Here is a 12,450-nt window from a genome sequence, read left to right on the forward strand (position 1 = left end):
ATGTTTGATGTCTTTGTGATTGGCGGCGGCCCGGCGGGCGCTACGGCGGCAAATGATCTGGCGCGGTCTGGGGTGCATGTGGCGTTTCTGGATCGGGCCGGGCGGATCAAGCCCTGCGGCGGCGCCATTCCGCCGCGCTTGATCGCGGATTTCTCGATCCCCGAGGATCAGCTTGTAGCCCATATCAACACGGCGCGGATGATCTCTCCGACACAGCGGGCGGTGGACATCCATATTGAGGGCGGCTTTGTCGGCATGGTTGACCGCGACAAGTTCGACGAGTTCTTGCGCGTCAGGGCGGTCAACAGCGGGGCCACCCGCCTGACCGGCACCTATCTGCGGCTGGAGCGTGACAGAGACGGCACCCATGTCGTCTACCGCGACAAAGCGACCGGCGAGGAGATGCGGCTGTTGACCAAGCTGGTGATCGGGGCGGATGGCGCACGGTCGAACGTCGCCAAAACCGAAGTGCCCGGCGGCGACAAGATCCCTTACGTGATCGCCTATCACGAGATCATCAAAGCGCCGGTGGCATCGAACACCTATGACCCCGGCCGCTGCGACGTGATCTATGACGGCAAGATTTCCCCAGATTTCTACGGCTGGGTTTTCCCGCATGGGGCGCATGCCAGCGTTGGCATGGGCACCGGGATTGACGGGGTGGACCTGAAGCAAGCCACCGCCGACCTGCGCGCCGCCTCTGGCCTGACCGGGTGCGAGACGATCCGCAAGGAAGGCGCGCCGATCCCGCTGCGTCCGATGGACCGCTGGGACAATGGTCGTGACGTCGTGCTGGCCGGCGATGCTGCGGGGGTGGTGGCGCCGTCCTCGGGCGAGGGGATTTACTATGCGATGGTGGGCGGTCGCGTTGCGGCCACGGCGGCGCAGGCGTGCTTGGCCACCGGCAAGGCCTCCAAGCTGAAACTGGCGCGCAAGCTGTTCATCAAAGAGCACGGCACGGTGTTCAAGGTGCTGCGATCCATGCAGGACGCCTATTACAAGTCCGACGAGCGGCGGGAGCGGTTTGTGTCGCTGTGCCATGACATCGACGTCCAGAAACTGACCTTTGACGCCTATATGAACAAGAAGCTGGTCAATGCCCGGCCTTTGGCGCATCTGAAGATCGGGTTCAAGAACATCCGGCACCTGATGGGCTGGGTCGCCCCGGAGCACGTATGAGCGAGATGGTTCCGGCTTGGGTGGAGGGGGTTCTCACTCCGGTCGAGAAGCTGGAGGTGCATCGGCGCGGGCTGAAGCATCTGGCGATCTCGGTCTTCGTGATGAACGGCGAGCGGACGCTTCTGCAACGTCGGGCTTTGGGCAAGTACCACACGCCGGGGCTGTGGACCAACACCTGCTGCACCCATCCACGCTGGGGTGAACCGCCGTTGGACTGTGCCCGGCGACGGCTGGAGGAAGAGCTGGGGATCACCGGGCTTACCCTGCGCCGCGCCGGTGGTATCGAATACCGCGCCGAGGTGGGCCGCGATCTGATCGAGCACGAGGTGGTCGATCTGTTCGTGGCACAGGCGAGCGAGGCCTTGTTCATTGAACCCAACCCCGATGAGGTGATGGAAACCGCCTGGGTCTCGCTGCCCGAATTGACCCGCCGCGTACAGGCAGAGCCGTTTGGGTTCACGCCCTGGCTAAGGATCTATCTGGCCGAGGGTTGGGGCAAAGTGGCCGAGACCCTGCAGGGCCGCGACCCCGCCCATGCCTGACAACCGCCACCGCGTTCTTGTGCTGGGCGCCACCGGCACCATCGGGCGCGCCACCGCCGCCGCTTTGCACGCCAGGGGCCATGAGGTGGTCTGTCTGATCCGCCCCAAGCCTGACGATCCGCGACGGGGACTGCCGGACGGGATCACCGTACGGTCAGGCATGGCATCAGATGCCACCTCGTTGGAGCGCGACGGCTTTGCAGGCGCGCGGTTTGATGCCGTCGTGTCCTGCCTTGCCTCGCGCTCGGGCAGCCCGCAGGACGCCTGGGCGGTGGATCATCAAGCCCATCTTCAGGCGTTGCGGCTGGCAAAGGTCTACGGAGTGCGGCAGTTCGTGCTTTTGTCGGCCATCTGCGTGCAGCGGCCCCTGCTGGCGTTTCAGCATGCAAAGCTGGCGTTCGAGGCGGCGCTGGTTGCGTCGGGGATCGACTATTCCATCGTGCGGCCAACAGCTTACTTCAAGTCGCTGTCCGGGCAGGTGGCGCGGGTCCGCCGGGGCAAACCGTTCCTGATCTTTGGGGACGGTACGCTTACGGCCTGCAAGCCGATCAGTGACGCGGATCTTGGCGCCTATTTGGCCCAATGCCTTGATGATCCGGCCTTGCGCAACCGTATCCTGCCGATTGGCGGTCCGGGTCCGGCGATCACCCCCCGTCAGCAGGGCGAAGAGCTGTTCCGCCTGTTGGGACAAACGCCGAAGTTCCGCAGCGTGCCGGTGGGCTTTCTGGACGGCATCATCCGCGTGCTGGCGGCCTTGGGGCGCATCTCTCCTACGCTGCGCGACAAGGCAGAGCTGGCGCGGATCGGTCGCTATTATGCCACCGAGTCCATGCTGGTCCGGACCCCCGACGGCGCCTATGACGCCGAGGCTACGCCGCAGACCGGGACGGAAACGCTGTTTGACTTCTACGCCCGTCTGGTGCGCGGGGAGGCCAGCGTCGACCTTGGCGACCACGCGGTGTTTCAGAACGCCTCGGCTTAGCCTCTCGACATCCGGGCCTTGACGGCTTCGGTGTCGCTGACGCCGGCCAACAGGATGAAGGTCAGGCCAAGGGTGATCACGACATCCGGGCCATCCTGACGCAGCTGCGGTTCATCGGGCCAGCCTTGCAGGATGATGCTGTCCGCGACCGTCCAGTCCGTGATCGTGGTCACGCCGCCCCAGGCCACCGTATAGGTGTTGCCACCTTCGCCGCCGGTCAGGATGTTTTCTCCGGGCCCGACAAAGATGCGGTCGCGGCCTTGGCCCGAGATGACGCGGTTGCGCCCCGGTCCGGTGTGAATTTCCGAGGAATGCGCGCCGTCGGTGATCAGGTCATTGCCAAAGCCGCCGTAAAGCTTGTTGAAGCCGTCGCCACCCACGATGACATCGTCGCCCGGCCCGCCATCGAGCGTGTCACGGCCGTTGCCCCCGCGCAGCGTATCGTTTCCGGCGCCGCCATAGAAGGCGTGGCGGTCGTTGCGGCGGGGCGATTGCGCTGTGAAGCTGTCGTGACCGGCGCCGCCCACGAAGGTGGCGCCGGCGTAGACCGGCCCCACCATGACATCGCCCCGGTTGGAGCCCGTCACATGCATGCTGACCCGTTCAGAGGCTTCAAAGGTGATGGCGCTGTCAGGATGGGCGACGATATGGACAACCTTGCCCTCGCCCCCGCCGCCTTCGGGACGCGAGGTGACGGTGGCCATGCGGACCACCTCGATATTGGCAGGGACACGCAGGGTGTAGCCGTCGGGGCCCGCCAGATACCACAACGTGTCGTGGCCGCCGCCGGGGTGTTCGACGATCTTCTCGGCGGCCTCACCATAAGCCCAATAGTCGTTGTCGGCATGCCCGCCGGCCAGCACCACCGAGCCGTCCATCGCCATCATCGCGTGGACGCCATCCTCGGGCCGTTCAAAACCGCGCAGATCAAGGCCAAGGTCCAGCCCGGCTTTGACCAGTTCCGCGCGCAAGACTGGGGTCTGGGCGCTCCCGGCAAGGTTGGTTGTCTCACCGGGATCTTGGCGCAGGTCATAGACATGCTCTTCGCCATTGGGATAGCGGAAATAGCGCAGGTGGTCGTGGCCGGGTGTCGAGGGGCGGACCGATAGGGTGCCGAACACCGAGGTCAAAGGCGATTTGCTGCGGTCATAGTCCCCGAAATCCGGGTTGATCAGCGGCAGCAGGCTTTGGCCTGACACCCAGTCGGGGCGCGGCGGCAGGCCTGCAAGGTCCATGATGGTCTTGGGGATGTTGTGCAAGGATGTCGGGCAATCGACCACCGCCGGCGTCATTCCGGCATGCCAGACACCCAACGGCACATGGGCGGCGCTGTCCCATTGGCTCATCTTGTGGAAGCTGTCGTGGGTGCCAAGGTTGAAGCCGTTGTCGGACAAAAGCACCACGGTCGTGCTGGCGCCGAGGGGAGAGGCGCGCAGCGCGTCCATGAACCGGCCGATCTCGTGATCAACATGGGAACAGGCGGCGAAATAGGCGCGCACCACCTGCCGCCAGGCTGCGTCACCGGCCTTTTCCGGCGTCCATTGACCGTTGACGATGTAGGCGGCCTCGTAAACCGCCATGCCGGGCTGCGGGCCGTGGTAATCGTCGGGATGGGCGGTGGAGGGCCAACGGATCGCCTTGGCATCATAGAGCTGGTAGAAACGGTCGGGGCAGGTCAGGTTGTAATGCGGATGCTTGAAGCCCAGCTGGATCAGGTGGCGGCGGCCCGGATCGGCGTGGGCCAGATGGTCGATGGCGTTCTGCGCGACGGTATGGTCGTAGAAGGTGTGGTCATAGCTGCCGTCGTCGTCGGGATGGTTCACCCCTTCAATCCCCGGGCCCTTGTCGAGATAGGCGTGAACCCCCCGCCTGCGGCCCGTCTCCTCGGCCGGGGCGTCCTTGTGGAACAGGATGCGGGCATAGTCTTTCGGCATCGGTTTGTAATTGGCATCGGTCTTGCCCGTGGTGAATGTGGCAAAGCCCGCCCGCCGCAGGTCATAGGCCCACGAGGCCGTGGGCGGCAGCACGTCGCGCCAGAAGCGGTTGAGGTCGACCAGCCCGGTGCGGAAGGGCGACAGGCCGGTGGCCAACTCGGCCCGGCAGGGCGCGCATAGGGGCACCGTGGCATAGGCGTTGGCAAACCGGGTGCCTTGCGCCATCAGGCGGTCGATGTTGGGGGTCTGCAGGGTGACGCCAAAGGCCGTCCGCCAGGTGAAGATGTCGATCATGTCATCAATCCAGATGACGCAGATGCTGGAGGCGTTTGCGGTCTGGCGGTCAAAGGCCACGGCGGCACCTGTCATCCCAAAGCGCCAAAACGTCGTCCAGTCCCCCGGCCTTGGCCAGCAGGTCCTGCCCGGGCCAGACCAGAACGTCAGACAGATCAAAGCCACCCAGCTTGGCCCTCATGCCGCCCTTGGCATTGCGGCACCCGATGAAAAGGTCGGACGGTCCGCCCGTGAGCACCAGATTTGCGCTGAGCTTGGGCAGGTCGTTGACCGTCATCGCAACCGCACCATGGCTGAACGCGCACAGCACCAGCAGAGGCACTCGCGTTTGGGGGGGCAGGGTCAGGGTCAGCGCGCTGTCAGACCCGCGCCGCACCAGCCGCAACACCATGCCATCCAGCGACAGGAAGACATAATCCTCTGACGCCGGCGCCTGCAGCGACAACAGGGTGCGGGCTTCGGGCAAGTCGGGGGTGAGGATCAGGCCAATCGTGACCTGCGCGGCATCGGTCACCACCTCGGACAGTTGCAGACCGCCATTCTGTCCGGCAACGAAATGCAGCGCGGGCGGATCGGCCAGAAAGCCGGTGCCGGTCCGGTTGCCGGGCACCGGGCGGGCCTGCGCGGTGCCAGCCTTGGCCGACCAGCCGACCACGCGGCCCGCTTCAGACAGCGCGACCCCGGTGCCGGCGTCAAGCCAGATCGGTGCCGACGGGGGGGCAGGTCGTGCCGGCCGCACCAGCGCGCCGGGCGGCAGCGTCCCGGGAAACAGCAGGGCGGCGGGGGCTTTGGGCGCCATCATGCCACCCCCTGCCGCAGCGGCAGCACCGCGGGCAGGGCCCAGCGGTGCAAGGCAGGGCCCGCCTGACTGTCCGCACCCCAGGTGTCGCGGATCGCGCCGCGGTTGGCGGGAAACGCATCCAGACTGGGTGGGGCGCCGTGGGCGTAGTGCAGGGTCGCCCCTGCGGGCACGGCATCGCAGGTCAGGATCAGGGTCTGGGGATCATCCTCTGCCACGCGGACGGCGAGGATCCGCGTGGCACTCCCCGACAGGGCAAAACCGCAAGCCGGATCGGCGGTCAGGGCAGGGTCAATCACCAGATCCCCCAAGGCCCGTGCGGTCACCCGGATTTCGGCGGCATGGTATTCGGCCAGAAGGAACAACGGGCAAAGCCACTCTTGCCGGTTCGACAGGGCAAGCAGGGCATGGGCGTCCATCTCGGCCATGCGTTGGCGGGCGGCGTCTGTCGGGCGACCAAAGCGGGTTTGTTCGAACATGTAGCCGGGGGCCGAGAAGGCAAAGCTGTGGGCCCCATGGGACCAGGCCAGTTCCCACTGTCCCGGCAGGGCAGGGTGGCTGGAGTGGGTCTGGGTTCCCGCCTCGAAGGTCATCAGAAAATGCGGGCGCTGGAGGCCGCGATGTCCCATGTCCCGTTCGATCTGGTCCATCAGCGCACGCACCTCGGCCGTATAGGTCGATGCGTCTGACACCAGATCCTCCAGCGAAAGATCCAGCCCCACCGACAGCACCCGGGGCCGCTTGCCCAAAACCGCTGCCGCCAACGCCAGGCTGTCGAGTGCCGCAAGAAAGTTGGCATATGCCAGTCCCCGGCCCAAGTGGGCCACGCTGGCGCTGCCATCGGTCTCGGTTCGGACGAGGAACAGCGGCAGGCCATGCCGCCCGGCCCGCCGCCAGCCCAAAAGCACATCTGCAATCAGCGCATCCCGTGTGCGGTGCGGGATGTGCTGCAACTGGCCCGATGCCGCAACCGCTGCCGTCCCCTCGGCCCCGACGGCGCCAATGTCGTCACCCGGGGCCAGCACATGGTGGCGAAAGGCCGCCGGCCCCTCGTTGAACCCGGCCCGACGCGCGCCGCCCAAGGACAAAAGCCCGTAAAGCGGACCGGGTGCGGCGGCGATGATGTCGCCGCCCGAGACTGCCCGCTGATAGCCACGCGCTGGGCTGTCCTGCTCCAGAAGGGCGGTGAAGCGCAGCCACTCGCCCTCTTGCCGCAAGTCCCAGGCATCCACCTCGCCCAGATGCTCTGCCACGTCCAGGGGCGGGCTGGCCAGTCTTTGGCGCAGGTCTGCCAGAACCGTGTCGGACAGCCGCAGGGTCAGGCCGCTGTCATCAAAGGTAACAACATCGCCATTTTCGGCCCGGATCAGAACGCCTTGATCCGGCGGGCCAAAGGCGGGCGTTCGAACGGGGCACATGCGGCAAATCCTTTGAGGTATCGGCTGTGGTTAAATCTGGAACCCGAAAAGATCAGGGCCGGGCAGGAGGGTCGCGCCAATCCCCTTCGAAATCCTTGGGGATCATCAGGTTATGTGCGCCGAAGTTCCTGATGTCACGCTCGCCGCACAGGGCCATGGTGGTGTCAATCTCCTTGCGGATCACCTCCAGCGCCGCGGTGACGCCGGCTTGGCCCATGGCGCCGAGGCCATAGATGTAGCTGCGCCCGATCATCGTTGCCTTGGCCCCCATCGCCAGCGCCTTCAACACGTCCTGACCGGAACGGATGCCGCCGTCCATCCAGACCTCGGCCTGATCGCCCACCGCCCGGACAATCCCCGGCAGGCGGCGGATCGAGGACAGAGCGCCATCCAGTTGCCGCCCGCCGTGATTGGAGACGATCATCGCATCGCAGCCAAAATCTGCCGCGCGCCGGGCGTCATCTTCGTCCAGCACGCCTTTCAGGATCAGCTTGCCCCCCCACATGTCGCGGATGCGGGCAATCTTGCCCCAATCCAGCTGCGGGTCAAACTGCTCGGCCGTCCAGGAGCCCAGCGAGGACAAGTCCTTCACCCCCTTGGCGTGGCCGACGATATTGCCGAAAGAGTGGCGCTTGGTTTGCGCCATGCCATAGGCCCAACGCCATTTGGTGGCGATATCAAGGATATTGGCCAAGGTCGGTTTGGGCGGGGCAGAGAGGCCGTTCTTCAGGTCCTTGTGGCGCTGGCCCAGGATTTGCAGGTCCAACGTCAGAACAAGGGCAGAGCAGTTGGCCTTCTTCGCCCGCTCCAACGCGGAGCCGACGAAATCCCAGTCCTTCATCACATAAAGCTGGAACCAAAAGGGGGCCTGAGTCGCCGCTGCCACGTCTTCGATGGAGCAGATCGACATGGTGGACAGCGTGAAGGGCACCCCGAAGGCCAAGGCAGCGCGGGCGGCCTTGATCTCGCCATCCGCCGATTGCATGCCGGTGAAGCCGACCGGGGCCAGTGCCACGGGCATCGTCACGGGCTTGCCCAGCATGGTGCCGGCGATGGTGCGGTTTGACATATCGACCGCAACCTTCTGTCGTAGGCGCAGCTTGCTGAAATCGCTGACATTTTCGCGGAAGGTCTGCTCGGTATATGACCCGCTTTCGCAGTAGTCGAAGAACATCCGGGGCACGCGGCGTTTGTGCAACTGGCGCAGGTCTTCGATGCTGGTGATCACGGGCATGGGGCCTCACGGGGGGAAATGCCCGGTGAGACTAGCGCGGGCGAATGGCCAGTGCCAGTGCCGAAGGGGAGGAATTGATGCGCCCTCCACAGCCGTAACATGCCAGCGCCCGTCTCAGTTGCAGGCCCGTGGCGGTGCAAACGTCTTACCGTTGTGACCTGGCGCAGGATTGGGCCAAGGCTCCCTGCGCCGGATCGGCCTGTTCTGCGGCCAACAGGCGTGTGGCTGCGCGGAACCCTTGGCCCGTGCAATCTGTTCCCGAACCCGGCGGGGCGGAGGCGATGCACCTCGACCTGGGTGCGAATCGCGCCGGCTGTCCGATCGGCGCGGCATTTGCAGCCCGGCTTCTTTGGGCTTCGTGTCTGACGGCGTGAGGTCTGATGCACCGGGCAATCGGCGATGGCAGTTTGGCCAAATGAACCGTTCGTTAAGCACGGGTTCGGTCTTGCAGCCTCCGGGATCAAACTGCGGACCTCTGTGCGCCAAAGAGCAGAACCGCGAAAGGGGCCACCGCTGTTCCGCCTAAACTTTTGGTGTAATGGCCCTGCGCCCGGTCTGATTAGACAGCTGGATTAGGGTCTTGCCACGCAAGCGGCACGACGATGCGATTTTTGTCGTGGTATGGTAGTCGGGCAAGCCGCGGGGATGTGCCTGTCTGCGCGGTGGGGGCCTGCATGGCCCTGACGCGCGTCGGTCCGTCACGGAGAGGAAGATGGCAACCTACACATTGAATGTGAACGGCCAATCTCATCAGGTCACGGTCCCCAGTGCGGATATGCCGCTGTTGTGGGTGTTGCGCGATTATCTGGGTCTGACGCGAGCGAACTATGGCTGCGGGTCAGCGGACTGTGGGGCCTGCACGGTGCTGGTCAACGGTCATCGGGAGAAGTCCTGCGACCTGAGCGTTTGCGAAGCCGCGGGCCGGATGGTCCGCACGGTTGAAGGTTTGGCGCAAGACCAGAGTGGCGCAAAGGTGCAAGCCGCCTGAGGTCGGGTTCGGGGCAGCGCCATGGCGAAGGCCGGTCCGCCAAGCGCAAGGCGCGGATTTTCAGTCTGGTGCATTTTTGTGCAACGTGGTCTGAAAATGGGCGAAATCCGGTGCCTTGGCTGCTATTCAGCCCATTTGGCCCGGCGGATCTGGCGGGGGGGCGATGCTCTGGCAATGTCGGGCGGGAATTGACCACCGGGAGCCCTGATGTTCGACCTGCCCCACTTGCCCGTGATGCAGCGCGCCAAAGGCCGTGCCTTTGCGTCCTTTGCCATCCGGTCTGGCATCGTCAGGCTGGCTGATCTGGCGCAGGCGGGGTCGGCCAAGGTCATGCTCCCGCGCGTTGCGGGACCCGTGCCGGAGCTTGTGTTCCTGAATACCTCGGGCGGGCTGACGGGCGGCGACCTGCTGGACCTTTCCCTGGACCTCGCCCCGGGCGTGCGGCTGTCGGCCACAACGCAAACCGCAGAGCGCGCCTATGCCAGCAATCAGGGTGCCGCCTTGGTCCGGGTGACCGCAAAGGTCGGGGCTGGGGGGCGGCTGGACTGGCTGCCGCAGGAAACCATCCTGTTTGAGGCCTCGCATCTGACGCGGCACACGGTGATCGACCTTGAAGGCGACGCCAGTTGTCTCACGTCGGAAAGCCTTGTTCTCGGCCGTACCGCGATGGGTGAGGTGATCCATGCGGCTCGCCTGAACGACCACCGACTCATTCGCCGCAACGGCCGCCCAGTCTGGGCCGAGACCTTCCGGCTCGACCCCGAGGTCTTTGCCCGCCGCCACAGCCCGGCGCTTTTGGACGGCGCCAACGCGCTGGGCGTCGTGGCCCTTGTCGCCCAAGGCGCCGAGGATGCCGCAACCGCCCTTCTGAACCTGCCCGCCATACCCGGCGCCCGTCTTGCCGTGTCCGGCTGGGATGGCCGCTGCCTCGCGCGCGTGCTGGCCCCCGACGGCCTGACCCTGCGCAAGCAGATGGCCCTTATCATCAAGACCCTGTCAGCGCGCCCCTTGCCCCGCGTCTGGCTTAGTGGAGGAACGCTATGAACCTGACCCCGCGCGAACGCGAAAAGCTGCTGGTCAGCCTTGCCGCCATGGTCGCCCGCGGCCGCCTTGACCGCGGTGTGAAGCTGAACCACCCCGAGGCGATTGCCCTGATCACCGATTTCGTCGTGGAAGGCGCCCGCGATGGCCGCTCGGTCTCTGACCTGATGCAGGCCGGCGCCCATGTCATCACCGCCGACCAGTGCATGCAAGGCGTGCCCGAGATGATCCACTCGGTCCAGGTCGAGGCGACCTTCCCCGACGGCACCAAGCTTGTCACCGTCCACCACCCCATCCGCTGAGAGGCCAATGATGAAGCGCATCCTAGCAACCCTTCCCCTTCTGCTGCTCCCCTCGGTGGCCTTCGCGCATCCCGGCCACGGCTTTGGCTTTGAATCCGGCATGCTTCACCCCCTGACCGGCGCGGATCACCTGCTGGCGATGACAGGCGTCGGCCTCTGGGCTGCAACCCTCGGCGGCAAGGCGCGTTTTGCGCTGCCCTTGGCCTTCCTCGCCGCGATGGCCTTTGGGGCGGCCTTTGTCCCTAACTTGGGTGGGATGGTAGAGCCGATGGTGCAGGCCTCGGTCATCCTGCTGGGTGCCGCCGTGGCGCTGGCGTTGCGCGCGCGCCTGGCGCTGGCCCTGCCTTTGGTCGCCCTCATGGGACTGGCGCATGGGTCGGCGCATGGGCTCGAGGGATCGGGCGCGGGCTTTGGCCTTGGCATGCTGGTCGCCACCGCCGCCTTGCATGGTCTGGGTCTTGCCCTGGGCCTGACGCTGAACCGCGCCACCGTCCGCTTGTCCGGCGCGCTGGCGCTGCTGGCGGGCGTCACCCTCGCCTTTGCAGGATAAAGACATGATACCCGGAGAGTTCTTCACCGCCGAGGGCGACATCGTCCTGAACGCAGACCGCACCGCGATCACCCTTCTGGTCGCCAACACCGGCGACCGCCCGGTGCAGGTGGGCAGCCACTACCACTTCGCCGAAACCAACCCCGGCCTGTCCTTCGACCGTACGGCCGCCCACGGCATGCGTCTGGATATCCCCGCCGGCACCGCCGTCCGCTTCGAACCGGGCCAAAGCCGCGAAGTGAACCTGATCCCCTACGGCGGCTTGCGCAAGGTCTACGGTTTCAATGCCAAAGTGATGGGAGATCTCTGATGGCCACCCGCATCTCCCGCCCCGATTACGCCGCCATGTACGGCCCCACCACCGGCGACCGCGTCCGCCTTGGCGACACCGACATCATCATCGAGGTCGAACGCGACCTGACGACCTATGGCGAAGAGGTCAAGTTCGGCGGCGGCAAGGTGATCCGCGACGGGATGGGGCAATCCCAGATCCCGCGCAGCGGTGGGGCGGTGGATACCGTCATCACCAACGCGCTGATCCTTGATCACTCCGGCATCTACAAGGCGGACGTCGGCCTGCGGGATGGCCGCATCCACGCCATCGGCAAAGCGGGCAACCCCGACACGCAATCGGGTGTCACCATCATCATCGGCCCGTCAACTGAAGTCATCGCGGGTGAAGGCAAGATCCTCACCGCTGGTGGTTTCGACGCCCATATCCACTTCATCGCCCCCGGCCAGATCGAAGACGCCCTGCATTCCGGCATCACAACCATGCTCGGCGGCGGCACCGGGCCTGCGCATGGCACCCTTGCCACCACCTGCACCCCCGGCCCTTGGCACATGGGCCGCATGTTGCAAGCCTTGGACGCCTTCCCGATCAACTTCGGCCTCTCCGGCAAAGGCAACGCCTCCCGTCCCGAGGGCCTGATCGAGATGGTCAAGGGCGGCGCTTGTGCGTTGAAACTGCACGAGGATTGGGGCACCACCCCCGCCGCCATCGACTGCTGCCTGTCGGTGGCCGACGACATGGACGTGCAGGTGATGATCCACACCGACACGCTGAACGAAAGCGGATTCGTCGAGAACACCATGGCCGCCATCCGTGGCCGCACCATCCACGCCTTCCATACCGAAGGCGCGGGCGGCGGCCACGCCCCCGACATCATCAAGGTCGTGACCTCGCA

13 protein-coding genes are annotated in these 12,450 nt (G+C 65.6%); 9 read left to right on the forward strand and 4 right to left on the reverse strand.

What is annotated here, in order from left to right:
* The 3 genes from AC1Y2B_RS10770 to AC1Y2B_RS10780 are packed head-to-tail and all read left to right on the forward strand — an operon-like array spanning window position 1 to window position 2,703.
* Window positions 1–1,179, forward strand: coding sequence for a geranylgeranyl diphosphate reductase (locus tag AC1Y2B_RS10770; RefSeq protein ID WP_482253085.1), 1,179 nt, complete (start codon window positions 1–3; stop codon window positions 1,177–1,179).
* Window positions 1,176–1,721 carry an isopentenyl-diphosphate Delta-isomerase gene (gene idi / locus AC1Y2B_RS10775; protein WP_482253086.1) on the forward strand — a complete coding sequence of 182 codons (546 nt, stop codon included), beginning with the start codon at window positions 1,176–1,178 and terminating at the stop codon, window positions 1,719–1,721. The genes AC1Y2B_RS10770 and idi overlap by 4 nt, the downstream gene beginning before the upstream one ends.
* Window positions 1,714–2,703 carry an NAD(P)H-binding protein gene (locus tag AC1Y2B_RS10780; protein WP_482253087.1) on the forward strand — a complete coding sequence of 330 codons (990 nt, stop codon included), beginning with the start codon at window positions 1,714–1,716 and terminating at the stop codon, window positions 2,701–2,703. The genes idi and AC1Y2B_RS10780 overlap by 8 nt, the downstream gene beginning before the upstream one ends.
* On the opposite strand, the gene AC1Y2B_RS10785 is transcribed toward AC1Y2B_RS10780, so the two are convergent.
* Genes AC1Y2B_RS10785 through AC1Y2B_RS10800 form a run of 4 tightly spaced genes read right to left on the reverse strand, consistent with a single transcriptional unit; the run spans window position 2,700 to window position 8,382 of the window.
* Complete coding sequence (locus AC1Y2B_RS10785) at window positions 2,700–5,006, reverse strand: sulfatase-like hydrolase/transferase (protein WP_482253088.1); 2,307 nt, start codon at window positions 5,004–5,006, stop codon at window positions 2,700–2,702. The genes AC1Y2B_RS10780 and AC1Y2B_RS10785 overlap by 4 nt on opposite strands.
* A complete protein-coding gene (locus AC1Y2B_RS10790) occupies window positions 4,981–5,733 on the reverse strand; it encodes a hypothetical protein (RefSeq protein WP_482253089.1) in 753 nt (250 codons plus the stop codon). Before AC1Y2B_RS10790 ends, AC1Y2B_RS10785 begins: the two co-directional genes overlap by 26 nt.
* Window positions 5,730–7,148, reverse strand: a complete 1,419-nt coding sequence (locus AC1Y2B_RS10795; RefSeq protein WP_482253090.1) for a hypothetical protein — start codon at window positions 7,146–7,148, stop codon at window positions 5,730–5,732. The genes AC1Y2B_RS10790 and AC1Y2B_RS10795 overlap by 4 nt, the downstream gene beginning before the upstream one ends.
* 52 nt (window positions 7,149–7,200) lie before the next feature.
* Window positions 7,201–8,382, reverse strand: coding sequence for an alpha-hydroxy acid oxidase (locus AC1Y2B_RS10800; protein ID WP_482253091.1), 1,182 nt, complete (start codon window positions 8,380–8,382; stop codon window positions 7,201–7,203).
* Between the two features lie 712 nt (window positions 8,383–9,094).
* On the opposite strand from AC1Y2B_RS10800, the gene AC1Y2B_RS10805 reads away from it, so the two are divergent.
* The 6 genes from AC1Y2B_RS10805 to AC1Y2B_RS10830 all read left to right on the forward strand — a co-directional run.
* Window positions 9,095–9,370: a (2Fe-2S)-binding protein gene (locus tag AC1Y2B_RS10805; protein WP_482253092.1), complete on the forward strand. Its 276-nt coding sequence runs from the start codon at window positions 9,095–9,097 to the stop codon at window positions 9,368–9,370.
* A gap of 207 nt (window positions 9,371–9,577) precedes the next feature.
* Window positions 9,578–10,414 (forward strand): urease accessory protein UreD, encoded by an 837-nt coding sequence (locus tag AC1Y2B_RS10810; RefSeq protein WP_482253093.1) that lies wholly within the window; start codon window positions 9,578–9,580, stop codon window positions 10,412–10,414.
* The gene (locus tag AC1Y2B_RS10815) at window positions 10,411–10,713 is read left to right on the forward strand and encodes an urease subunit gamma (protein ID WP_482253094.1); all 303 of its coding nucleotides are present in this window, start codon (window positions 10,411–10,413) and stop codon (window positions 10,711–10,713) included. Before AC1Y2B_RS10810 ends, AC1Y2B_RS10815 begins: the two co-directional genes overlap by 4 nt.
* A 10-nt stretch (window positions 10,714–10,723) precedes the next feature.
* Entirely contained in the window at window positions 10,724–11,263 is a 540-nt protein-coding gene (locus AC1Y2B_RS10820; RefSeq protein ID WP_482253095.1) for a HupE/UreJ family protein, read from the forward strand.
* 4 nt (window positions 11,264–11,267) lie between these two features.
* A complete protein-coding gene (locus tag AC1Y2B_RS10825; protein ID WP_482253096.1) occupies window positions 11,268–11,573 on the forward strand; it encodes an urease subunit beta in 306 nt (101 codons plus the stop codon).
* Window positions 11,573–12,450, forward strand: an 878-nt coding sequence (locus AC1Y2B_RS10830) for an urease subunit alpha (RefSeq protein ID WP_482253097.1), incomplete at its 3' end; no start/stop codon positions are given. The genes AC1Y2B_RS10825 and AC1Y2B_RS10830, both read left to right, overlap by 1 nt.

The organism is Stagnihabitans sp., assembly GCF_964946895.1.

Bases quoted from the DNA above. Each gene is read 5' to 3' on its own strand.
- AC1Y2B_RS10770 (WP_482253085.1), top strand. From the start codon at position 1: ATGTTTGATGTCTTTGTGATTGGCGGCGGCCCGGCGGGCGCTACGGCG.
- idi (WP_482253086.1), top strand. From the start codon at position 1,176: ATGAGCGAGATGGTTCCGGCTTGGGTGGAGGGGGTTCTCACTCCGGTC.
- AC1Y2B_RS10780 (WP_482253087.1), top strand. From the start codon at position 1,714: ATGCCTGACAACCGCCACCGCGTTCTTGTGCTGGGCGCCACCGGCACC.
- AC1Y2B_RS10785 (WP_482253088.1), bottom strand. From the start codon at position 5,006: ATGACAGGTGCCGCCGTGGCCTTTGACCGCCAGACCGCAAACGCCTCC.
- AC1Y2B_RS10790 (WP_482253089.1), bottom strand. From the start codon at position 5,733: ATGATGGCGCCCAAAGCCCCCGCCGCCCTGCTGTTTCCCGGGACGCTG.
- AC1Y2B_RS10795 (WP_482253090.1), bottom strand. From the start codon at position 7,148: ATGTGCCCCGTTCGAACGCCCGCCTTTGGCCCGCCGGATCAAGGCGTT.
- AC1Y2B_RS10800 (WP_482253091.1), bottom strand. From the start codon at position 8,382: ATGCCCGTGATCACCAGCATCGAAGACCTGCGCCAGTTGCACAAACGC.
- AC1Y2B_RS10805 (WP_482253092.1), top strand. From the start codon at position 9,095: ATGGCAACCTACACATTGAATGTGAACGGCCAATCTCATCAGGTCACG.
- AC1Y2B_RS10810 (WP_482253093.1), top strand. From the start codon at position 9,578: ATGTTCGACCTGCCCCACTTGCCCGTGATGCAGCGCGCCAAAGGCCGT.
- AC1Y2B_RS10815 (WP_482253094.1), top strand. From the start codon at position 10,411: ATGAACCTGACCCCGCGCGAACGCGAAAAGCTGCTGGTCAGCCTTGCC.
- AC1Y2B_RS10820 (WP_482253095.1), top strand. From the start codon at position 10,724: ATGAAGCGCATCCTAGCAACCCTTCCCCTTCTGCTGCTCCCCTCGGTG.
- AC1Y2B_RS10825 (WP_482253096.1), top strand. From the start codon at position 11,268: ATGATACCCGGAGAGTTCTTCACCGCCGAGGGCGACATCGTCCTGAAC.